The sequence below is a fragment of the Rhodococcus aetherivorans genome (assembly GCF_025722975.1).
Lineage (GTDB): Bacteria > Actinomycetota > Actinomycetes > Mycobacteriales > Mycobacteriaceae > Rhodococcus > Rhodococcus aetherivorans.
Window position 1 is genome coordinate 4,712,813 of record NZ_CP106982.1, and the last position, 22,227, is coordinate 4,735,039.

A 22,227-nucleotide genomic window follows, 5' to 3' on the forward strand; every position below is an offset into this window, starting at 1 on the left:
AGCGGGGCTCAGTAGGCGCCGTCGCGGTGCAGGACGGCCCGGAGGGTCCTGCGCAGGATCGACAGATCGAGGGCGAAGGTCCAGTTCTCGACGTAACGCAGATCGGCGCGCACCGATTCCTCCCAGCTCAGGTTGCTTCGTCCGCTGACCTGCCACAAGCCGGTCAGTCCCGGCTTGACGAACAGCCGCCGGCGGGCGCCGTCCTCTCCGTACCGCGCCACCTCGCATTCCAGCGGGGGACGTGGGCCGACCAGCGACATGTCGCCGGTGACCACGTTGAACAGCTGCGGCAGCTCGTCGAGCGAGTACCGACGGATGAAGCGGCCGACCCGCGTGACACGGGGGTCCTCCCGCATCTTGAACAGGATCCCGTTGCCGTCGCTGCAGTCGGTCAGGTCGGCGAGACGATCCTCCGCATCGACCACCATGCTGCGGAATTTGAACATCGTGAACGTCCGCCCGTCCCTGCCGACCCGGGTCTGCCGGAAGAGCACGGGACCCGGGCTCGTGAGCCGGACGGCGAGGGCAATGGCCAGCAGCAACGGCGCCAGGAGCACCACGATCATCAGGGCGGCCACGCGGTCGAAGATGTTCTTCACCAACCACGCCGGGCCGGCGTAGCGCGGGGCACTGAGCTGGAGCAACGGCAGCCCGGCGAGCGGTGCCATGTGCAGGCGCGGCCCCACCAGGTCCATGAGAACCGGGGCCATGAGGAGATCGGCGCCCGTGTGCTCCAGATCCCAGCTGAGTCTGCGGGTCTTCGAGTGCGTCCAACCGCTCGACGGCAGCAGCGCCACCGCCTGGAATCCGTGCAGCTGGGTGATTCCGACGATGTCGTCCTCGGTCCCCAGCACCGGCACATCGTCGACGGCGAGGGGCAGCACCACTCCTGACGTCCTGGCGGGCAGGCAGATCCCGTCCACCTGCCAGCCCGCATCGCGCAGCTCCCCCGCCCGGGCCAGCAGCTCGTGCACCTCGATCGAGTCACCCGCGACGAGCACCGACCGCACGAGGCGTCCCCGGCGGCGGCGCATGCGGACGAATCGCCGCAACAGCAGGCGGGCACCCAGCGTTGCAGCGCCGGCCAGGGGCAAGGCGCCGAAGATCCAGGACTGGCCGCTCGCCGTCCCCCACGCGTATCCGGCCCCCGCCAGGACCGCGATCGCAAGGACGTAGGCACGGCCGACACGCCGGAACTCCTCGACACCCGCCCCGAGAACCCTGGCATCCCATGCCTTTTGCACCGCCAGGGCGAGCACGGCAGCGAATGGTACGACCATCACGAGCGCGAGCGTCTTACCACTGGGCAACTCCCCCCGGTGGTAGCCGAAGGTGACGGCCAGGTCCGCAATCAGCACGCACAAGAGGTCGATGCAGAAGACAAGAATCGCATAGCGTCGTTCCCAGGCCGGCCGCGGCACGGCTTCCGGAGCACACAGCCCGGGCAGGCTCCGGACCACTCCTGTCCGGTCCCCGCCCCTTCGCTCCACGGACGAGCCTTCTGGGGCGTTTCCCGCCCCAGCGAAGGTTCTCGCCGTTTCCCGGTTTTGCATCAGGGCCCGCCCCATTTCGGAGTCGCACGACTCTCGGACCCCTAAAACATACTCGGAGATTGTTTCCCCGGCAATAACGGACTGGTAGTTCATTCGGGGAGCGAAGCCGGAAGTCTCCACGGGAGTTCGATCCTGCCGTGACGCAGCATCTCGACGATTTGCTCGGGCGGCTGAGGCCGGCTGAGGAGGAATCCTTGCGCGCGTCGACACCCGAGTTCCAGCAGCTTCATCGCCGCCGCCACGGACTCGAGCCCTTCGGCCACGACGTCCAGCCCGAACGCGGAGGCCAGCCCCATGATCGATTCGACGATGACGCGGTCGCTCTCGCTGCGCTGCAGATTGAGCACGAACGCCTTGTCGATCTTGAGTGTGTGGACCGGCAGAGACTTCAGGTGGGCGAGCGAGCTGTAGCCGGTGCCGAAGTCGTCGATCGCGCAGCACACACCCAGACGCTCGAGCCGGCGCAGTGTCTTGCGGGAGCGCTCCAGATCGCTGACGACCACGTACTCGGTGATCTCCAGACACAGGCACGAGCTGCCCAGGCCGAACTCCTCCAGCGTGCTCTCCACCGTCTCCACGAAGTCCAGGCTCACCAGCTGCACCGGCGAGACGTTCACGCTCATCTGCAGGTTCAACCCCGGAATCCGGCGCCGCCACTCGGCCAGCTGCCCGCACGCCGTCCGCAGCACCCAGCGACCGAGTTCGCCCGCAAGGTTCGTCGACTCGGCCACCTCGATGAACTCGGCCGGCTGCAGCTTGCCCAGCACCGGGTGATTCCACCGCACCAGGGCCTCGACACCGAGAATGCTGCCGTCGCGCAGGTCGAATTCGGGTTGATATTCGAGGGTGAGGTGCTCGTCGTCGATCGACGTCCGCAGGCTCAGCTCGATGAGGTTGCGGCGTTCGCTCGCGCCCCGCATGTCGTCGGTGTACGCGACGACGCTGTTGCCGCCCTTGCTCTTGGCCATCAGCATCGCCTCGTCGACGCGCCCGAGCAACGCCACCGGAGTGATCCGTCCGGGCTCGCCTACGGCAACACCGAGGCTGCCGCCGCGACCGACGACCTGGCTGCCCAGCTGCACCGACATCCCGACCGCCCACCGCAGTGCCTCGGCGCGTTCCCGCGCCACCTCGAGCGACACCGCCCCGTCGAGCACGATGACGAATTCGTCACCGCCGAGGCGCGCCACCATGTCCTTCGGATCGCACACCCGCGACAGCCGCTGCGCGGTGCGGCACAGGAACACGTCGACGGCCGCGTGACCGAGGAAGTCGTTGAGCGGCTTGAGGCGGTCCAGATCGAGGAAGAGGACGGCGACCGGTCCCGGCTGCCCCCGCTTCAACCGCTCCTCGAGGTGTTCGAGGAGAGCCCGCCGGCTCGCCAGGCCGGTGAGGTCGTCGTGATAGGCGGCGTCGCGCAGGTCCTGTTCCGCGCGGACCCGGGCCTGCACCTGGGCCAGCAACGCCGCGATCATCATCAAGGTATTGATCTCGTCCTCGCTCCAGTCACGATCACCGGCCTTGATGAAGCCCAGGGTGCCGGTGGTGACGCTGCCGGAGATCAGCGGCACCGCCGCGACCGAGACCTCGGGCACTCCCGAACCCGCACGCACCCGGTCCGCGTATTCGGCACCCGACTGCGCCGGACGGCTGACCGCCGGTTCCTTCATGGTCTCGGTCATGGCGAAGATCGGGTCGGCGTCGCGGAAGTGCACCACGCCCAGAGGATCCGGGCTCGGCACGAACTCCCGCGGCGGCCACTCGGCGACGAGCACCGTCGCGTGGATGTCATGGTCGTTGTAGCGAAGGAAGCAGGTGTCGACCTCGAAGTGCTCGACGAGGTCCTGGAGCACCCTTTCGATCACCGAGTGATGAGACGCGGCGTCCGCCGGCATGAGGCGGGAAGCGACCCGGGTGACAATGTTCTCGAAGCTCTTCTCCGCCATCCCAAACCCCTTGTGAGCAGCACATCCGACGCGACCGTGGCCGCATCAGGGATGTCTTCGAACCCTATCCGAGCGGCGCGCACTGCGAACCCGTTCCGGCTTCGCCCGCGCCACCCGGAGCAGGAGGGCGAAGCGTCGTCCGATCGGTCTGTCGAACACGTCGTCGAACGTCGACTGCAGCTTTCCGAGAGCGCCGAACCGGGCCTCCGAGAGCCGGGTGAGGTCGGTGTCGTCCTCGGCGTAGAGGAACACCGGTGACGCCGGCTGAACCGCCAGGCCCATGCCGTGGGCGCATATCCACACGCTCTCGGCCGCCATTCCCGCTCGGACGTAGTCGGCCGGCCGCGGTCCCGACGCGAAGACCGCTACGAGTGCCGAGCTGCTCCGCACCCGCGTTCCGGTCAGACGCCCCAGACCGTGCCCGAGGTCCCACTCCCCGAGTTGATCGAGCACATCGTTTCGCACCGTCAGGTCGAGCATCGTGCGCTCCGCGTCGTCCATCCCGAGTGCTCCGACGTCGATGCCACTGTCGATGGCCTCGGAGTGCGGCCACCGCAGTTCCGCGAGCATCTCCCGGCGCAGGACGGGAGTCAGGTAGCGGATCCTGTCCGATTCCGCGAGCAGCTCCGCGGTCTCGGCCAGGCGATCGACGTCCGTGACGACCCGGATCCGGCCGCCCTCCCGCGCGGCCGCCTCGTACAGGGCAGCCGTCTCGGCATCGGACAGTGGCGTTCCGTCACCGGGTTGCCGATTGGTGCCGCGCGAGAGCATGGCCTCGTACTGGGCGGCCAGCACCGGGTCGGTGTCGTCGGAGAACCGCATCGTCGCGATCACCTCGCGCGGCGGCTCGCCGCGGTCCCGCGCGAGCACTCGGACCGGGCCGAGTATCCGGTGGGCCGCCGCGGCGATGCGCGCGTTCTGCAGGGCTGCGCCGAGCGCCACGTAGGTGCCCCGACAGTGGATGTCGATCGCGGTCGGCACGAAGTCGTCCGAGATGTCGATCTCCAGCATCCCGCCGCCGGCCGTGATGGACCAGGGTTGGCTGTTACCTCCCGAGGGGGCTCTGTTCGCGGCATGCAGAACCCGGTCGATCGGATCGTCCGATTCCGCGGGCAGGGGGGCTTCCGCGACGGCCCGGTTCCCCGGATCCGCAGGTGGGGTCAGGGCGTCGAGGCAGGCCTCGACGTCCACGCGGCCTCGCCCCGAGTTCAGCGGCTGCCCGAGGCCCAGCCGGCGCACGACCGCGGCGACCGTCGCGCCGCCGAGCATCACCTCGCTCCCCAGTTGAGGCCAGGTGACCAGCGTCCGCTCCACCTCCAGGAGGGAGGCGGCCATCCGGGTCGAGATCCGCTCCGGTCCCAGCAGGCGCAGAGCGTACGGAATCTTCTCCCGACCCGACAGGGCGGCGAGCCGCTGCGGGTCGATCTCTCCCAGCAATCCGTGAAACGGGGGTCCCGGCCGCAGATCGAAGCGCTCGACGTCGATCAACCCCCGGTCACTCGTCTCCATCACCACCGGGATTGCTCGCCGGGCCGCTTCCGCGCGCAACACGACCTTGACGTCCAGGGAGTCGCACTCGTCCACGACGACGTCGAGTCCGTCCAGGAACTCGCTCATCGTTTCCGGTCCGACCCCGTCGGGCCACACCGACAGGGACAGGTACGGATCCAGCTCCGAGAGTCGTCGCGCGGCCACGACCGCCTTGTTCGTGCCCAGATCGACGAGGGAGGCCGGCACCCGGTTGAGATTCGACAGCTCGATCGGGTCGAAGTCGGCGAGCCGCAGTTCCCCGCCCACCCCGTCGAGCACCAGCGCCTGCGCAACCGAGAAGCCGACGCTCAATCCGACGATCCCCACCGTCACCCCGCGCAGCCGGTCCTGTTCGGCCGACGTCACCTTGTTCCGGTTGCGGTCCAGCCGTAGCCGCCGGAACGAGTGCGGGCCGAGCACACGGACGACGGTCCGGCGCCAGGGGTAGTGGACCCACCGTGCCGGTTCGTCGAGCAATTCGCTCCCCGGCGGTGGGAGCACTTCGCGCAGTCCTCTCACCTGATCGGCGAGACGGTCGACGACCACGAGGCCGGGTTCGGAACGAACGCGCCGGAATTCCTCCATATCCTCCGGCCGGTCTTCCACAAACACGGAAGCCGTCCATCCCGCCTCGCCGTCGGACATCACGCCGGCTCCCCGTCGAACGGAAAACCACCCACTTCTCGTCGGAGTTCGTCGCCGAGCGGATCGGCGCGCAGACGGTCCCACCACATGAGCCGGGTCCGATAGCGGGCGTCCGGGTACGGGGTGGCCGGCATGCTCTCGTCCACCACTCCCCCGCAGGTCTTCCACAGATCCAGAAGGTTGTCGGCGGCTGTGGCCATCATGTACCGGGATTGGAGCAGGTCCATGAACTTCGCGCCCATCCGGGCTATCGCAAGGGTGAGCTCTCGACGTTGGGGCACATCCTCGGACACCCATGCGGCCTTCGCCTCGATCAGACCGAACGGGATTCGGCTCTCGATCATGCTGCGGAGGTGATCGACGTGCTCCGGAGCACTCCACTCGGTCACGGCATGGGACTCGTCCGCACTGCGAAAAGGCCCCTGAGCTCGTACCCCACCCACGACGACCCCCCTTCGATCGAGCCCTGCGCAGAACATCGCCGTGTTCTCCCCGCTTCGCACCTTCTCGTACTCGAGTGCGCACTCGACGCCGAATCTGCGATAGGCACCCAATGCCCGGGCGAGATATTCGTTCCACAGATCCGGCGCCGCACTCGGTGCGGCAGCGACGAACGAATAACCGGAGGCAGGATCCCTGTAGGTCGAGACACGCTCGCGCACCGAGTCCGATGCGACCCGCACTGCTCGATCCACTGTCGGCCTCCGACCTTGCGGGTGACCCCGATCGGAGTCACCCGGCGGACCACATCAGGCCCTCTCGCTCACCGCCGTCGTGATCGTCGACCTGGGACGGCACGGGGCATACATGTGGCTGTATAGGTCGAGTATGCAGTATTCGGGTGTTTCACAAGGTCTTCAAGCCAAAGAAATGTAAAGTTCCGTTACTCCCGACGGGCCGATGACAGCCACCTCCTCACGGTACGCCCGCTCGATCCGACCCTCCTTTTCGGCAATCTCGACCTGGTGCCACACGTCCTCGACGGGATCGGAGTGATCCCCGCCCGGAACGAAGCGGGCGAAGTATCCGGTGGGGATCCGCACCAGCGAGTCTCCGATCGTCAGGTCGGACAGGCCGTCGCAGCGATAGCCGACCACCGCGTTCCATCCGACCTCGGGGTGGCAGATGTAGACCACGACCACCTCGCCGATGCCGCGCGCGCGGATGCGATCCTCCGTAAAGGTCAGCAGTTCGGACCGCTGCCCGGTTGCCCCCGGCTCGAGTCCGGGCAGAACGAGTCCTCCCACATAGTGGTCGTGCAGCTTGGTGAGTTCGAAAGTCATTGCGCACCACCCTTTTCCGTGGTTCGGATCGCCACGTACATGTCGATGCGGTACGCGTGGGGATAGAACTCGAAGTCGCCGGTGAACGACCGGACGATCTCGCCCGCCTCCTCGGCCGCACGGATCTGGTTCCACAGGTCGATGAAGACGCCGGGAAACGTACCGGTCGAGGAGAACTTCGCGTAGGTCCCGGCGGGCAGGCAGGCCACGAGGTGGCCTTCGGTCACCTGATCCAACGACTCGCACTGATAGCCGACCGTCTGGGTGTAGTAGGAGTCGATGTCGACCGCATGATCGGTGTAGGCGGAGGCCAGGGGCCCGCCGAGTTCCTGCTTCAGCACCGCCGACCATGCCCGTTCGAGCGCCCGGTCGCGAACCTTGCCGAGGGCCCGGCGCGGGCTGCGCACGGGTAGGCCGGCGACGAGCGTCTGGTCACGCTGAACGATCTGAAACGACATCGGGCGACCTCCCCAGGATCTCACCGTACGCCTCGACACCCCGGCGTGCCCGACCCACGTGTGGGGTGTGAGTGATTCGAGTCTAGGGGTGTCTACCAATTGGCACCAAACAGCAGGCAAAACAATCTCGAAGATTGTTTCAGGGTTCCATTCATCCCCTCAGTATGATTATCTAATCGAGTCGGACCTGATGTTGCGAATATCTCGTCGGCACGGTTCCCACCGACTGCCCGAGGGGTGCCATCAATGAAGTGCCGCCTGTGCGAATCGGAACGGCTCCTCAGCGTGCTCGATCTCGGCGCCACACCGCCGTGCGAACGCTTCCTGGCCGCGGACGAGCTCGACCTGCCCGAGACCACCTATCCGCTGCACCTGCGGTTGTGCGAGGACTGCCTGCTGCTGCAGATCCCGGCGCTGATCACACCCGAGGACACCTTCACCGAATACGCCTACTACTCGTCGTTCTCCGACTCCTGGGTCGACCACGCGCGGCAGTTCGTGGAAGCCGCCATCCGGGATCTACATCTCGGCGCGGGCTCGTCGATCGTGGAGGTCGCCAGCAACGACGGTTATCTGTTGCGGCACGCGGTCGCGGCCGGCATCCCGTGCCTGGGCATCGAACCGTCGGTGAATGTCGGTTCCGCGGCTCGTGCCATCGGGGTTCCCACCGTCACCGCTTTCCTCGACGAAAGCCTCGCCGAGGACATCCGCGGGGAGTACGGGCCCGCGGACCTGGTCGTGGCGAACAACGTCTACGCCCACATCCCGGACCTGCTCGGGTTCACCCGATCGTTGCGCACCCTCGTCGCCGACGACGGCTGGATCTCCATCGAGGTGCACCACGCACTGAACCTCGTGCGCGAAGCGCAGTTCGACACCGTCTACCACGAGCACTTCCAGTACTACACGGTGCTGTCCGCGATGCGGGCGCTCGCCACCGGCGGCCTGTCGGTCGTCGACGTGGAACTTCTCGGCACCCACGGCGGATCGATCCGGCTCTGGGCCCGGCCGGACGAGGTCGCGGATCCCCCCGGGTCACGGGTGGAAGCCGTGCTCGAGGAGGAACGCCGGGCGGGTCTGCACACGAGGGCGGGTTACCGCGAACTCGAGGCCCGCGCCCGTTCCGTCCGCCAAACCCTCCTGCGCTTCCTCCTCGACTGCCACGACCAGGGCCTGTCCGTCGTCGGTTACGGCGCGCCGGGCAAGGGCAACACCCTGCTCAACTACTGCGGCATCCGCCCCGACCTCATGGCGTACACCGTCGACCGGAATCCGTACAAGCACGGGCGCTACACGCCCGGCGCCCGGATCCCGATCCTGCCGCCGGAGCAGATCGACAAGGACCGGCCCGACGTGGTCGTCGCCCTGCCGTGGAACCTGGCGGCCGAACTGACGACGCAGCTGCAGTACATCGCCGCCTGGGGCGGCCGGCTCGTCTTCCCGCTGCCCACTCTGCACACCACCATCGGCCCCGCCGACTTCGTCAGGAGGATCACGGTATGAAAGTCGTTCTGTTCTGTGGCGGCTACGGCATGCGGATGCGCAGCGACCGCACCGACGAAATCCCCAAGCCCATGCAGATGGTGGGACCGCGGCCGCTGCTGTGGCACATCATGAAGTACTACGCGCACTTCGGCCACACCGAGTTCATCCTGTGTCTGGGCTACGGGGGCACCAAGATCAAAGAGTTCTTCCTCGACTACCACGAGGAGGCATCCAACGACTTCGTCATGCACCGCAACCGGGTCGAACTGCTCCATACGGATATCAGCGACTGGTCGATCACCTTCGTCGACACCGGCCTCGAATCCTCGATCGGCGAGCGGCTTCGACGCGTGCGGAACTATCTCGGAGGCGACCAGCACTTCCTGGCCAACTACGCGGACGTGCTCACCGACGCGCCACTCGATCGGATGATCGAGCGGTACCACGAGTCCGGCGCGACCGCCGCACTGCTGGTCGTACCCCCACAGTCCTCGTTCCACTGTGTGGATCTGGCCGAGAACGGCGAAATCAAGGAAATCGTGCCGGTCAGCCACTTCCCCATCTGGGAGAACGGCGGCTACTTCGTGCTGAATCGGGAGATCTTCGAGCTGTTGCCGCCAGGGGGTGACCTTGTCACCGACGTGTGCGGCACCCTTGCGGGCCGCGGCCGCCTGTTCGGATATCGGCACGACGGATTCTGGAAGCCGGCGGATACGTTCAAGGAACGTGCGGAGCTCGACGACAACTACGCGCGAGGGATCCGGCCGTGGATGCTGTGGGAACCGACTGCCGTGGCGGTGCAATCATGATCGAGCTCTGTGCCGGCGACGTCCGAGAGATCGCAGTGCTCGGTGCGCACTGCGACGACATCGCCATCGGTGTCGGCGGCACATTGCTGACGCTGTCGGCTCGGGTCTCGTCCCCGCTGCGCGTGCATGCGTTCGTACTTTCCGGTGAGGACTCGCGGCGCGAGATCGAAGAGCGGCACGCTCTGGCGGCGCTGTGTCCCGGTGCCGAGGTCGAGGTGAGGGTCCTCGACGTTCCCGACGGCCACGCCCCTGGATACTGGGAGCCCATCAAGAACGCACTCGAATCGTTCCGGCACACCTGCGAACCCGACGTGGTGTTCGCGCCGCATCGCGACGACGCGCATCAGGATCATCGAATACTGGCCGAACTGGTGCCCACCGTCTTCCGTGACCACCTGGTCCTGGGGTACGAGATCCTCAAATGGGAAACGGATACGCCACGACCGACGATCTACCATCCGCTGACCCGCAGGATCGCCGAGGAGAAGGCACGGATCCTGCTCAAGCACTACCCGTCCCAGACCGACCACGACTGGTTCGACGAACAGGCATTCCTGGGTCTTTCCCGTCTCCGCGGCGTGCAATGCCGACGGCCGCACGCCGAGGCCTTCGTCGTGGAAAAGGCCACCGTCCACTTCGGAAAGGTATGACATGCGTGTCCTCGTCACCGGTCATCAGGGATACCTCGGGTCGATCATGGTGCCGGTCCTTCGCTCGTACGGTCACGAGGTGATCGGCCTGGATTCCGGTCTCTTCGCCGACTGCATTCTCGGGCCCGCTCCGCAGGATCCTCCCGCGATCCGGCTCGATCTACGGGACATCACCGCATCGCACCTGACGGGATTCGACGCCGTGATCCACCTCGCGGCCCTGTCCAACGATCCCCTCGGCGCGCTCGAACCGAGAATCACCTACGAGATCAATCACCAGGCCTCCGTGCGGCTCGCTCGATGCGCCAAGGCGGCTGGTGTGCGTCGCTTCCTCTACGCATCCACCTGCTCTGTCTACGGCGCCGCCGGGGAAGAGGCCGTCGACGAGAGTGCACCGCTGCGCCCGCTCACGCCGTACGCGGAGAGCAAGGTGCGCGTCGAGGACGACGTGGCTGCGATCGCCGACCCCGGCTTCTCGCCGGTGTTTCTCCGCAACGCCACCGCATTCGGGTTTTCCCCCCGACTGCGAGCGGACATTGTCCTGAACAACCTGGTGGGGTATGCCGTTCTCACCGGCGAGGTGCGTGTGCTGTCGGACGGAACCCCTTGGCGACCGTTGGTGCACGCTCGGGACATCGCGGAAGCGTTCGCGCGCTGCCTCGTGGCGCCGGTGGACGCCATCCACTGCCACGCATTCAATATCGGCACCGAAGCCAACAACCTGACGGTGGCCGACATCGCCGGTGCCGTGGTGGACGTTGTCCCTGGCTCCGAACTCGTGATCACCGGGGAGAGCGGCCCCGACCCTCGCTCGTACCGGGTCGACTTCTCTGCTGCTCGGGATCGGCTCGGCTACGAGGCGAAATGGACAGTTCCCGAAGGCGCCGCGGAACTGTACGAGAAGTACACCGCCTTCAGCTTGAAAGCGGAGGACTTCCACGAGCGGTTCACCCGGCTCTCACACCTGAAGGAGCTACGGGAAACAGGAATCCTGGACGAATCGATGCGGTTTGTCAATGCAATCGCGTGAGCAACTCCCGCCAGCTTCCGGCCTTCGCGTCCCTCGCGGACACGGCCGTTACCGGCAGCGGCCAGTCGATCCCGAGATCCGCGTCGTCGTAGGCGACGCCGATGTCCTCCGCCGGGTCGTGCGGCCGATCGATCCGGTAGCAGACGTCCGCCGTCGCGGTCAGTGCCTGGAACCCGTGCAGGAATCCCGGCGGAACGTAGAGGTGGCGAAATTCTTCGTCGTCGAGCCGGAAAGCCTGGCTTCGTCCGAACGTCGGCGAGTCGGGCCGGATGTCGATCAGGACGTCGTGCACCGCGCCGTTCGCACAGCGCACGAGTTTGGCTTCGCTACGGCCGGACCTACCGTGCATTCCCCGGACGACGCCGCGGACCGACCGGGATTGGGAGTCCTGCACGAACGCCGCGGCAGTTCCCGGCCTGCCGAGGTGGTCATCGAACGTCTCCGCGTCGAACGTGCGCGTGAACAGCCCCCGTTCGTCGCGGAAGGGCTGCGGAATCAGCACGATCACGTCGGCCAACTCGGCTTCCTCGATGCGCACGAGGAAATGTTCCCATGAGTGTGTGCCGAGCGTGCGGAATGCCCGATCTGGATCGAGTACTCGATCTCGGAAAGGTGCCGGCCGCCGATCACTTTCCCCCGGCCGACGACGTCATCGGCGACGACGAGGTCTCGCATCCCCTTGCCATGGATCTGTGTGCGACGTGCGGCCTCGCGCAACTCGCCGAGGACGACACGATCATCGAGGAGCCACGCGGCGTCGAACCGCAGGCCCTGAGAGAACAGGCCGTGTGTGCGGTACGGTGCGTCGCTCGATCCGAGCGGTTACGGGGCTCGACCGTACGGGAGTTCGGCAGTCCCCACGGAGGGACGTGGCTTCCGCTGCTCGTCGAGCGTGGCTTCACCGTGGCCGACGGTACCTGCGACGTCGTGCTCGACTGTTTCGGCCTGATGCACGAACCGGACCAGTTGAAGGCCATGGTCGAGCGAGCCGCTGCCACAGCCCCGGACGGTGTGCTGCTCGTCCAGTTCCATTCCCTGGCCACCATCGTCTGCCGGGGCCAGTGGAACGCGCTTCGTCATGGCCACTTCGCGTACTACTCGATGACGGCGCTGAACCGCCTCCTCGAGGACGTCGGCATGGGTCCGGTGGCGGCCTGGACGTTCGACCTCTACGGCGGCACGGTCCTCGTCGCGGCCATGCACGGGCAGGTCGAACCGGACGAATCGGTGCGGAGGGTCTTCGCCGACGAAACCGGTATGACCGATCCACGCACCGTAGGTTCACTGCAACGTGCTGCCGACGACCATGTGCGCTCACTGCGCACCTGGCTCGAGGACGAATACCGTTCCGGCAAACGCGTGTACGCATATGGCGCGGCGTCCCGTGCGGTGGCGTTGTTCAGCCTCGCGGCCGTCGACCGGAGGCTGGTGGCCGCGGTAGCCGACGCCTCACCGGCTAAACAAGGGCGCCGAATGCCCGGCACCGACGTGCCGATCATCTCGCCGGAGGAACTCGTTGCAGCTGAGCCGGACCGGGTGCTGCTGACACTTCCGGATCTGCTACCGGAAGTCGATCGGAGGTACCCCGCACTAGCCGGACGATGGAAGGTCGACGGTTCATGAGCTCGATCGGACATGCCCCTCCCGCGATGCGCATGATCGCGCCCATGCCTCGGCTCCGGACCGACGGCGCCGGATGGATCGCCGACGTGCGCCGGCTCGAATCCCTGGGGTTCGACACGGTAGCCGTCTCCCAGCACGTCAGCCACGGCTGGCAACTTGCTCCACTGGTCGCCATGGCATACGCCGCGGCCGGCACCAACCGGTTACGGGTCCTGTCCCTCGTGTTGCCGAACGATCTTCACCACCCGGCGTTGCTCGCCAAGGACATCTCGACGATCGACGTGCTCTCAGGCGGACGAGTCGAAGTCGGGATCGGCGCCGGCTGGCAGCCGGACGACTACGCGGCCCTCGGCCTCCGATTCGACACCACCGGCCGGCGGATCGCGAGGCTGGACGAAGCATTGACGGTGTTGCGGCGCTACTTCACGGCCGAGTTCGTCGATTTCGAGGGAGAACACTATCGAATCGGCCACATGGAAGCCCTTCCACGGTGCGTACAGCAACCGAATCCGCCGATTCTCGTCGGCGCCGGAGGGCCCCGGATGCTCGACCTCGCCGGACGTGCCGCCGACATCGTCGGGATACACCCGAGCATGCGCGCCAACACGATCGACGAAGCGGCGATCGCCGACCTCACGCCCGATCGCATCGAGGCCAAGATCCGGAGAGTCCGGGCCGCCGCCGACGCCGCGGGGCGGCCCTGTCCCGTCCTCCAGTTCAACTGCTACTACGTCCGCGTGACGGACGCGCCGCACGGTTCCGTGCCACGTTCGTCGTGGTCGGGGCACATCGAGGCGGCCGGCGACACGTTGAAGGGCTCGCCGGCGATACTTGTCGGCACGGCGTCGGAATGCGCGGCGCAACTGCTCGAGTGGCGAGACCGATACGGAATCACATACTGGCACTTGGGTCAGGACGTCGACAGCGCTGCTCGGATCATCGAAGAACTGGCTGTACAGTCCGTTTCGGTCCGGACGGCTGCGCCGTGAGTACATCGGCTGCACCCGATACTCCGCTACGCCGGGGCCTTCGGCGATTCGCCACGCACCGAGGGCTCCCGCTGCGATCCCGGGCACGGACCCCCCATGGCTGACAGCAGTCTGTCCACGGGAATCCGCTGGAGCGGCATTTCCGTGATCGGTAGGGAGGTGTCCCGAGCCGGGTTCACGATCGTGCTTGCCCGGTTGATCGGTCCCGAGGCATTCGGCATCGTCGCGCAGGCATTGGTCTATATCGGCATCGTCGCACTCCTTCTGGACCAGGGCTTTTCCAGCGCACTGATCCAGCGCGAACGCATCGAACCCGACATGCCCGGTGCGGTCGTTACGGTCAATCTGGCCGTCGGGGGGGCGCTCACCGCCCTGACCTGTGCCGTCGCCTCGACATGGGCCTCCTTCATGCACTCCCCCGAGCTCACCCTCGTGCTCGTGGCGCTTTCGCCCAGCTTGCTCATCCGAGCCGCCTCGATCACTCCGCGGGCGCTGCTCCAGCGCGACATGCGGTTCCGCGAGATCGGCCTCGCCGACATCACGGCCGCAATGGTCGGCGGGTTGGCCGGGTTGGGTGTCGCGCTGGCAGGGGGCAGTTATTGGGGACTGGTGGCACAGATTGTCACCACCGACTCGGTGCTGCTGCTGATGCTGCTGGCAGCGGGAGCCGGACGGTCGCCGAATCTGCGTCTGAGGCACCTGCGCGACATCGCCGCCTTTTCGTGGCGGGCGTTCACCGCCGGACTGCTGATCAACTCGGTGTCCCGGAATATCGACAACCTGTTGGTAGGACGGTTTCAGGGCCCTCAAGCTCTGGCCTTCTACGGCTTGGCGTATCGGCTGCTGCTCTTGCCGGTTCAGCTGGCATGCACCACCGTCGGCGCGGTGTTGTTTCCCGCGTTCGCCCGACTGGCGCACGACCTCGACGCGCTTCGTAGGGAACTGGCGCGTGCAACGCGCGCCAATGCCGTCCTCGCGCTGCCCGTCATGGCCACGGCCGCCGTAGCAGCGCCCCAATTCATGGCCCTGCTGTTCGGCTCCCAATGGGAACCTGCAATCCCCATCATTCAGGTACTCGCCATGGCAGGCGCCATACAGGCGATCTACCAGCCGTCGACAGCTCCCCTGATGCTCGGGCTCGGGCACGCAGGGCTCAACCTGCGCTATGCGTGGCTCACCACCGTCGTGTCCACCACAGGCATCGTCGCCGGTCTGCCGTTCGGTCCGTTCGGCGTGGCAGTCGGCTACAGTCTTGCGACCGGACTGCTCGTCCCCGTCGAGTGGCTCATCCGGCGGCGACTCCTCGGCGTAACTCTGCGCAGCCAGGTCGCCTTGTTGCTGCCGGGTCTCCACGTGGCGATCTGGGCGGCGGCGACCTACCTTCTGGTTGCCGTCCTCGTGCCGGATCGCACTGTGGTCGTGCTCGTACTCGGAATGCCGGGAGCGGCCGTTGCGGGTGCAACCGTTCTGCGACTCGCACATCCAACACTCTTCGCCGAACTTCGGCACATGGCCGACCGGGTACTCGGCCGCGGGGGCGGTCCGCCCGTTTCCTCCGAGGGTCGCACCGACGTTGCGCGCTAATCGACAGCGGCCTCGACCACGGGCTGCATCCGACGCTCCCACGAAACCGCGTCGATGAACTGCTGTCGCCGGCCTTCCGGTGCGCTCCCCATGTCGAGGACCCGCTTCACGCCACTCGCCCATTCCTCGCGCCGGCAGATACACACCCGCTCGTCGTCGACTCCGTGAATGGGGGGCAGATCAACCGACAGCACGGGGAGCCCGGCAGCGAGATACTCGTAGAGTTTGAGGGGCGACATCGCGCGGATACAGGCCTGATCGCGGTGCGGAATCAATCCGACGTCGCAGGCTTGCACCAATGCTGCGAGTTCATGCTGCCCGACTGGGTCGAACACATGCACGCGGTCGAGCGAACGCAGCCACTCGACGGTCCGCGCATCTCCTGGATAGCCGATCATGACCAGCGAACCCACCATGCTCGCCGTGGTCTCGACCAGATCCGCTTCGAGACGGTCGTCGATCGTGCCGGTGTAGACGGCGCGAGGTCGCGGCAGCGCCGCGATCCGATCGGGTTCAGGATGCCGCGGACGCCACACGTCGGCGATCACCCCGTTGGGCACGACTGTGGTGCGCGGCGAAATACGCTCTGCGAGTTCCTCGGACACCGCGAATATCGCGGCTCCGCGTTCCTCGATGCGCCGGTAGGCTTCGCGGTAGAGATCCCACCATCGAACCACCCCCTCCCCTGTCGCCCAATCGTCCTGGCCGAAATACACGACCTTGCTGATCCACGGAGAATCACAGAATGCCGCCACGAAGGGGTTGTAGGTGACCAGGGCCGCCGACCTCGGACGCGGTTTCCGTTCGCCGCGAGTCCGAGCCAGCGCGCGCCCGAGCACTGCGCCGTAGCGGCGATAGGACCGTTCCACCCTGCCGAGATCGGTGGGATCGCCCGTCCGCAATCGGTGAGGCCGGACGCGGACCGCGTTTCGCCCGGCGACTGTGATGTCCTCGACGAGCCGGACAGGCCGACGGCGCGCCGCGGATACGACGTAGGAACGCCACGGATCGGCCACGATCAGTCCGCCGACCCGATCGTCGTGGGCAAGGGCAAGCAGCGTCTGGTCGGGCGGTCGGCAGAATTCACGACCGACTGCATCGTCGAACATCTCGTACGAGAACCCGAACACCACGTCAGGCCGGGGAGACGCCGAAGGGCTTCGCTCCATACCTCCAGATCCTAGGTCGATCGGTGCAGGGAAGGTCGCCGATCGGGATCCGCGATATCGAGGTCCTCGCGTGCCGGTCAGGCCCGACCGTAAGGCAGGATTCCGTCCGTATCGATTTCGACGCCGACCGCACGATCCGACAGAGCTGCGTCCCATACACTGGCCGGTAGTCACGGCACCCTCGGCTCGAAACGGAGAACGCGTGGGTGAGGCTTCGTAACAACTGGCCTTCCATCCGTGTGGTGGTGGCGTCGATATGCATGCTGGTGATCGCAGCACTGGTTACCGGGTTGCCGGTCTACGTCCGGCCACAGACTGATTCGCTGCGCCCTGCCGACGCGATCTTCGTCCTCGGCGGTGAGGACTGGCGCCGCCACTCGCTCGGCATCGAGCTCGGCATGGCAGGCTGGGCGCCGAAGGTGGTTCTCTCCCATCCCGACGGGCCGGGTGACAACTGGGCCTCGGAGAACTGCGGGAAGGCGTATCCCGGATTCGAAGTGGACTGTTTCCTCCCCGATCCATCGACGACCCGGGGCGAAGCGCGAGAAGTGCGCCGCCGGGCCGAGCAGTACGGTTGGAACCGGGTGATCGTCGTGACGTACACACCGCACATCTCCCGAGCTCGATTCGTCCTGCAGCGGTGCTTCGACGGCGAATTGATCATGGTGGCAAGCCCAGCGGAGCTCTCGCTGTGGGGATGGGCGTCCGAGTACCTATACCAGACCGCGGGCTATCTGAAGGCCGAACTGGAGCCGGGATGTTGAAAGGCGGACGATGCGAGGCAATCGTGCAGTACTGCTCCAGGGCGCACGCATCTGGGCGTTTCCGCTGTGGTGGATCTCCGCCCACTGGGACTCGACGGATGCGATCACGGAGGACGTCGACTGGTGGAGCGAGTGCATCGGGGACGCGGATCTGGCGTCCCTCGACAGGTACTCGAGATTCGCCTATCTGGCGGGGGCGCTCACCGAGTTTCGTACGCTCGTGCACTACCGTCTCCGTTCCGCCCCGCCGGTCCTACGGATGCTGCTTCGCGCGCTGTACCGACCCGCCGCCACGCTGACTCTCGAAGCGGACCGAATCGGTCCCGGTCTCTTCATTCAGCACGGCGTCGGCACGATCGTCACGGCCGAATCCATCGGGCGTCATTGCTGGATCAACCAGCAGGTCACCATCGGTCACGACGCGCGGGGAAGGCCGACCCTCGGTGACGGAGTCCGCGTCGGCGCCGGCGCGATCGTGATCGGTCCGATCACCCTGCACGACGGGGCGACCGTCGGCGCGAACGCGACGGTGATCCGTGATGTGCCTGCAGGGACGACCGTAGTCGCCCCGTTGGCCACCGAACTCAGGGGCCCGCGAGTGACCGGCGACGAACCAGGCTAGGTACCCACAGCAGATCCGGGAGAACTTGCGCCAGGCAAATGCCCAGTACAGACGCGCACACCACGCCCACTGCTCCGAACGGTCCCGCCAACGCGAACCCTAGCCCGAGACTGAGTGCGGCCATGACGACCGTCCACAGCGCTTGCCACCGCGCCTCGCCGGGACCGACCAGCAGCACGTTCGCCGGGAGATGTGCGGTTTGTGCGACCATCAGCACACCGAATCCGAGCGCGAGCAATGTAGACACGTCGATCTGACCGCCCGAAAGCACGGACGCGGCCCATGGGCCGAGCAGCGCGATTCCGCTGGCCCCGATCGATGCGCACAGGACGAGTACAGCCGTGAGCCGCCACCACATCCGGATCGTCTCGTCAGGGGCGGACCGTCGTTGCACGAACACCGGCCAATAAGCCAATCCCACCGTCGAGAGAACCGACCAGACCACACCGTAGATCTGGGCCATCACGGCGTACTCGGACAGTTCAGTGGGTGTCGACAGATGCGCCAGGAGAACCCGTCCGGACTGGAGCCCGATGGGCAGCCCCACGCCGACGACGAACAGCCATCCGCTGCCCGCCAGCAGCCTGGCGCCGGTCGTCGGTGCGGACGTCCGTGCAAACGCCGACCATCCGAGCCCGCTCAGTCGCAAAGCCAAGACCGTACCGAGAATCTGTCCGCCGAGCAGACCACCGAGCGCCGATACTGCGTACCAGATCTCGTTCACCCCGGTCACGTACAGCACGAGGGTGATGACCAGCGCGACAGCCGGACAGCTCATCTGCACCAGCGTCGCCTCAGGGATCCGTCCGATCCCGATGAGGATCCGGAAACCGAGGCCGGCAGGAATCGTGAGCGCGAAGACACACGCGGCAAGAGTGATCGCCCACCGGTCCGCGGGACCACTGGACATGCCGACGAGCACGGTCCAGCCGTCGAATGCCATGACGACCAAGGCCCCGGACACGACTGCGGCGGCGACCACGAACAGGACGCGATAGGCACGTCGGATGACATCGGCCGCACTCGAATCCCCTTCATGCTGATGGAGCGTCGCACTGGCGCTCAGCACCGTCGCGCCGATCCCGAAGTCGACGAATGGCACGAGAAGAGTGATCGTTGCGATCAAGGACACCAGCCCGAAGACCGCCGCTCCCGTCTCGTGCGCGATGACGGCCGTGTTGGCGAGTCCCAGGACAGCAACCACCGGAGTACCGAGAATGCGGTACAGCGTGCCCCGGAACAATGCTCGACGCTCCTCCGGCGTGAGCTGATCGTGCTCCGCTGCCATCAACGGACCGATGCATGTGCTGTGCGCACAAGTATCCGCGCGGCGCCGAGAACTGCGTAGACGACCGCGAACGGACCCGGCCTGCCATGACGTATCGCCGACCACATCGAGCGCCGCACACCTGCCAGCGACCGCGCGGACACCGCCGCGCTCACCGGGCTCGTGCAGAGGTAATCACCACGAACGCGCGGCGATTCCTCACCGAGATACTGCAGTCCCCAGGCAATGTACTCATCGGCTCGGTCCGACGAGCTGTGGGACAGGGACGAATTCCCCACGTGGTAGGTACTCAACACGTCCGGATGGTGGACGAGGCAGACATCAGGGACGGCACGTCGGATCCGGAGCAGCCAGCTCGCCTCCTCGTGCGGCGCGTCCGCGTCGGTATCCCATGGGACGGTGCCCACGAGGTCCACGGGGAAGCACAGTGTCGAGGTCTGCAAAGTCGCGCCACCGACCGTGAATCCGGTGAACCGGAACAGATACTCTGCGACGGATTGCTCCGATCCGATAAGTCGCCGCGGCCAGACTCGCCGCCGGGTCCCCGGCCCGACGACCGCCATACGCGACGATGCGATCCAGGGCTTTCCGAAGGCCGCCTCATGCTCGACGGCCGCCAACTGTCGTTCGAGCTTGACCCGGCGCCACTCGTCGTCGTCGTCGAGCAGAGCGATCACGCTCCCGTGCGCGGCATCGATTCCCAGTTGCCGACATCTGGCGGGTCCGACCCGACCTTCGCTGCGCAGCACCACGATGCGGTCGTCCGACGGCAGGGACATGGCCAGATCGGTGTCCGCGACCACGATGACCTCGGCGACCGGATACGTCTGCTCGAGAGCGGATTGCACAGCGCCGTACAGGGAAGGCCGACCGAGCGTGGGGATCACGACGCTCACACTCGGTCTCATGACGAGTCCCGTACAGCAACCATCGGCCGGCGGACGCGTACCGCGCAGAAGAAGAGCGTGATGCAGACAAACTCCGGGATCATGTTGTACGTCCATGGCGCGTAGAGCAGGTCCCAGATGCCTTGCAGTGCGAGGGTCACCACGAGCGGACTCCAGCGGCCGAAAGATGTGCTGTTCCAGACCACGCCGACGCAGGCGACGAGGAGCCACAGCGGCAGAAGCACCGCCAGAATGCCGCCCTCGACCCAGGAACCCAGCAGGATCGAATGGGTTGCGGAGTAATCACTCGGCGGCAGCCGCCAGTAGAGTTCGAACGGGAAAGTGGGATCGAATCCCATCCGGATCGCCAGGTGCTGGGCCCGGGCATACACGTCCGGAGTCAGGTTGAAGGCACTTCCCCAACCGAGGAACGGACGCTCGAGGATCGCTGTGATGTTCAGCGGGGGCTCGGTGCGGCCGGCCAGCAGCAACGGCAGATTCGTGGCATCCTGCTCCAGCGTCTTCTGCTGCAGCGCGGCCCCGAACAGTCCTGCCCGCGCAGCGATCGGCATCACCTGCGCGAAGACCAACCCGAACACCGCGACCCCCAGGAACTGCCAGCCTCGTCCGATCCGGGAGCCCAGCATGTGCCGGGTGAAGACGATGGCGCCGGCGAGGAGACACACGAGGGCATGCGAGCGGAAGTTCAGTCCCAGGCTCGCCAGCCCAAGCGCCACGAGCACCGCCGACTGCAACAGCGGCTGAATCCGCGCCGTCGTCATTCCGAAGAGGACGAGAATCGTCACCGCGTGAGCGATTCCGTACTTCCAAAGGTCAGGAATGCTCCCGGTTCGCGTCAGTTCGATTCCCTGGGTCAGGAAGAAGGCCATAGTGCCGGTGGCGATTCCGGCGAGGACTGTGGCGGTCGCGTCCACCGCACGGACTGTGAGCACGGTCAGGCCCACGAGGTAGAGCAGGAATGCAGGAAATGCGATTGCGTTGGGCCATAGCACGGTGACCCCGTTCACCGCGCACGACGCGACAAAGGAGAGTGATCCCGCCACCGCGAGTACGGCCGGCAACAGGTCGATCCCCCGGTGCATCATGAGCAGGAATCCGGGTGCCAGCAGCAGACAGACCACCGACAACCCGGTGACGGTGAAATTCGCCAATTGAACACCCGATGTGGCGCCGATAGCGAACAGGGCCACTCGGGCCAGCACCTGACGGTGTGCACGCTGGCGTTCGGCCACGGTAGGGACGGATGCACACCCGAGATCTGTCACGAAATGCCCCTCGGTCGGAGCCGAACACGGCGTATCCTCTCGAAGTGTAGTGCGTTGTCCTGCGGAGGTGCGCGTGTCCGCTGCACAGTCCAAGCGGTCGCTGCAATCCCTGCGTGGCCGCCCCTACGACAAGGGTCGCGGCTTCGCCGCCCAAGCCCTGTGGGTTGCGGTCTCGACGCTGATCTTCACCCAGGTATGGTGTCCGGCGCGCCTGCGGTGCACGATCCTGCGGTGCTTCGGGGCCCGCATCGGCACCGGGGTGCTGATCAAGCACCGGGTCAAAGTTCAATGGCCGTGGAAGCTGGTGGTCGGGAACGATTCGTGGATCGGAACAGATGCCGATCTCTACAACATCGACGAAATCGTGATCGGTTCGGATGTCTGCATTTCGCAGTACACCTACCTCTGCACGGGGAGTCACGACAGGCGGTCGAAGACCTTCGAGTTCGACAACGGCCCGATCGTCATCGAGGACGGCGTCTGGCTCTGCGCCGGTTCCACCGTCTTGCGGGGCGTGACCATCGGCGCGAATTCGGTCGTGGGAGCGAGAGCACTGGTGACCGCCGACGTTCCTCCCGATTCACTCGTCCGGGCTCCGCGATCGATCGTCACACCGGGTTGACTCC

At 66.4% G+C, this 22,227-nt stretch carries 21 protein-coding genes; 10 read left to right on the top strand and 11 right to left on the bottom strand.

Annotation, left to right across the window (positions count from 1 at the left end):
• Nucleotides 1-8: 8 nt before the first annotated feature.
• The 6 genes from OCS65_RS21405 to OCS65_RS21430 all read right to left on the bottom strand — a co-directional run bounded on the left by OCS65_RS21405 (nt 9) and on the right by OCS65_RS21430 (nt 7,415).
• Entirely contained in the window at nt 9-1,490 is a 1,482-nt protein-coding gene (locus OCS65_RS21405; protein ID WP_043800396.1) for a sugar transferase, read from the bottom strand.
• A gap of 152 nt (nt 1,491-1,642) precedes the next feature.
• Nucleotides 1,643-3,499 carry a putative bifunctional diguanylate cyclase/phosphodiesterase gene (locus OCS65_RS21410; protein ID WP_029542170.1) on the bottom strand — a complete coding sequence of 619 codons (1,857 nt, stop codon included), beginning with the start codon at nt 3,497-3,499 and terminating at the stop codon, nt 1,643-1,645.
• A gap of 45 nt (nt 3,500-3,544) precedes the next feature.
• Nucleotides 3,545-5,674, bottom strand: a complete 2,130-nt coding sequence (locus OCS65_RS21415) for an Rv1355c family protein (RefSeq protein WP_420833212.1) — start codon at nt 5,672-5,674, stop codon at nt 3,545-3,547.
• Nucleotides 5,674-6,018 carry a hypothetical protein gene (locus OCS65_RS21420; protein WP_263507555.1) on the bottom strand — a complete coding sequence of 115 codons (345 nt, stop codon included), beginning with the start codon at nt 6,016-6,018 and terminating at the stop codon, nt 5,674-5,676. The genes OCS65_RS21415 and OCS65_RS21420 overlap by 1 nt, the downstream gene beginning before the upstream one ends.
• A 513-nt stretch (nt 6,019-6,531) precedes the next feature.
• Entirely contained in the window at nt 6,532-6,957 is a 426-nt protein-coding gene (locus tag OCS65_RS21425) for a hypothetical protein (RefSeq protein ID WP_029542164.1), read from the bottom strand.
• Entirely contained in the window at nt 6,954-7,415 is a 462-nt protein-coding gene (locus OCS65_RS21430; RefSeq protein WP_072634659.1) for a GyrI-like domain-containing protein, read from the bottom strand. The genes OCS65_RS21425 and OCS65_RS21430 overlap by 4 nt, the downstream gene beginning before the upstream one ends.
• A 246-nt stretch (nt 7,416-7,661) precedes the next feature.
• Here OCS65_RS21430 and OCS65_RS21435 point away from each other — a divergent pair, with 246 nt between their 5' ends.
• The 4 genes from OCS65_RS21435 to OCS65_RS21450 are packed head-to-tail and all read left to right on the top strand — an operon-like array spanning nt 7,662 to nt 11,389.
• The gene (locus OCS65_RS21435) at nt 7,662-8,918 is read left to right on the top strand and encodes a class I SAM-dependent methyltransferase (protein WP_029542160.1); all 1,257 of its coding nucleotides are present in this window, start codon (nt 7,662-7,664) and stop codon (nt 8,916-8,918) included.
• Nucleotides 8,915-9,709, top strand: a complete 795-nt coding sequence (locus OCS65_RS21440) for a glycosyltransferase family protein (RefSeq protein WP_029542158.1) — start codon at nt 8,915-8,917, stop codon at nt 9,707-9,709. The genes OCS65_RS21435 and OCS65_RS21440 overlap by 4 nt, the downstream gene beginning before the upstream one ends.
• Complete coding sequence (locus tag OCS65_RS21445) at nt 9,706-10,359, top strand: PIG-L deacetylase family protein (RefSeq protein WP_029542156.1); 654 nt, start codon at nt 9,706-9,708, stop codon at nt 10,357-10,359. The genes OCS65_RS21440 and OCS65_RS21445 overlap by 4 nt, the downstream gene beginning before the upstream one ends.
• A gap of 1 nt (nt 10,360) precedes the next feature.
• On the top strand, nt 10,361-11,389 hold the full coding sequence (locus OCS65_RS21450) for an NAD-dependent epimerase/dehydratase family protein (RefSeq protein WP_263507559.1): 1,029 nt from the start codon (nt 10,361-10,363) through the stop codon (nt 11,387-11,389).
• Here OCS65_RS21450 and rfbC read toward each other — a convergent pair.
• Nucleotides 11,373-11,927 (bottom strand): dTDP-4-dehydrorhamnose 3,5-epimerase, encoded by a 555-nt coding sequence (rfbC, locus tag OCS65_RS21455; protein WP_043800389.1) that lies wholly within the window; start codon nt 11,925-11,927, stop codon nt 11,373-11,375. The two genes, OCS65_RS21450 and rfbC, sit on opposite strands and share 17 nt — an antisense overlap.
• Before the next feature lie 14 nt (nt 11,928-11,941).
• Here rfbC and OCS65_RS21460 point away from each other — a divergent pair, with 14 nt between their 5' ends.
• The 3 genes from OCS65_RS21460 (at nt 11,942) to OCS65_RS21470 (ending at nt 15,585) form a co-directional block, all read left to right on the top strand.
• Nucleotides 11,942-13,012 (top strand): class I SAM-dependent methyltransferase, encoded by a 1,071-nt coding sequence (locus OCS65_RS21460; protein WP_251550437.1) that lies wholly within the window; start codon nt 11,942-11,944, stop codon nt 13,010-13,012.
• Between the two features lie 44 nt (nt 13,013-13,056).
• Nucleotides 13,057-14,001, top strand: coding sequence for a TIGR03621 family F420-dependent LLM class oxidoreductase (locus OCS65_RS21465; protein ID WP_263507561.1), 945 nt, complete (start codon nt 13,057-13,059; stop codon nt 13,999-14,001).
• A 96-nt stretch (nt 14,002-14,097) separates the two neighbouring features.
• On the top strand, nt 14,098-15,585 hold the full coding sequence (locus OCS65_RS21470; RefSeq protein WP_083662413.1) for a lipopolysaccharide biosynthesis protein: 1,488 nt from the start codon (nt 14,098-14,100) through the stop codon (nt 15,583-15,585).
• Here the strand turns inward: OCS65_RS21470 and OCS65_RS21475 are convergent.
• Nucleotides 15,582-16,718, bottom strand: coding sequence for a glycosyltransferase (locus tag OCS65_RS21475; protein WP_251550431.1), 1,137 nt, complete (start codon nt 16,716-16,718; stop codon nt 15,582-15,584). The two genes, OCS65_RS21470 and OCS65_RS21475, sit on opposite strands and share 4 nt — an antisense overlap.
• A 242-nt stretch (nt 16,719-16,960) precedes the next feature.
• On the opposite strand from OCS65_RS21475, the gene OCS65_RS21480 reads away from it, so the two are divergent.
• Together OCS65_RS21480 and OCS65_RS21485 are read left to right on the top strand one after the other, a co-directional pair.
• Nucleotides 16,961-17,518, top strand: a complete 558-nt coding sequence (locus OCS65_RS21480; protein WP_338049251.1) for a YdcF family protein — start codon at nt 16,961-16,963, stop codon at nt 17,516-17,518.
• 10 nt (nt 17,519-17,528) lie between these two features.
• Nucleotides 17,529-18,140, top strand: coding sequence for a serine O-acetyltransferase (locus OCS65_RS21485; protein ID WP_072634641.1), 612 nt, complete (start codon nt 17,529-17,531; stop codon nt 18,138-18,140).
• Here OCS65_RS21485 and OCS65_RS21490 read toward each other — a convergent pair.
• The 3 genes from OCS65_RS21490 to OCS65_RS21500 are packed head-to-tail and all read right to left on the bottom strand — an operon-like array spanning nt 18,103 to nt 21,568.
• Nucleotides 18,103-19,428 (bottom strand): lipopolysaccharide biosynthesis protein, encoded by a 1,326-nt coding sequence (locus tag OCS65_RS21490; protein WP_263507566.1) that lies wholly within the window; start codon nt 19,426-19,428, stop codon nt 18,103-18,105. The two genes, OCS65_RS21485 and OCS65_RS21490, sit on opposite strands and share 38 nt — an antisense overlap.
• On the bottom strand, nt 19,428-20,336 hold the full coding sequence (locus OCS65_RS21495; protein WP_072634639.1) for a glycosyltransferase family 2 protein: 909 nt from the start codon (nt 20,334-20,336) through the stop codon (nt 19,428-19,430). The genes OCS65_RS21490 and OCS65_RS21495 overlap by 1 nt, the downstream gene beginning before the upstream one ends.
• The gene (locus tag OCS65_RS21500) at nt 20,333-21,568 is read right to left on the bottom strand and encodes a hypothetical protein (protein WP_263507569.1); all 1,236 of its coding nucleotides are present in this window, start codon (nt 21,566-21,568) and stop codon (nt 20,333-20,335) included. The genes OCS65_RS21495 and OCS65_RS21500 overlap by 4 nt, the downstream gene beginning before the upstream one ends.
• Before the next feature lie 292 nt (nt 21,569-21,860).
• Here OCS65_RS21500 and OCS65_RS21505 point away from each other — a divergent pair, with 292 nt between their 5' ends.
• The gene (locus OCS65_RS21505) at nt 21,861-22,223 is read left to right on the top strand and encodes a putative colanic acid biosynthesis acetyltransferase (protein ID WP_338049252.1); all 363 of its coding nucleotides are present in this window, start codon (nt 21,861-21,863) and stop codon (nt 22,221-22,223) included.
• The last annotated feature ends 4 nt before the right edge of the window (nt 22,224-22,227 follow it).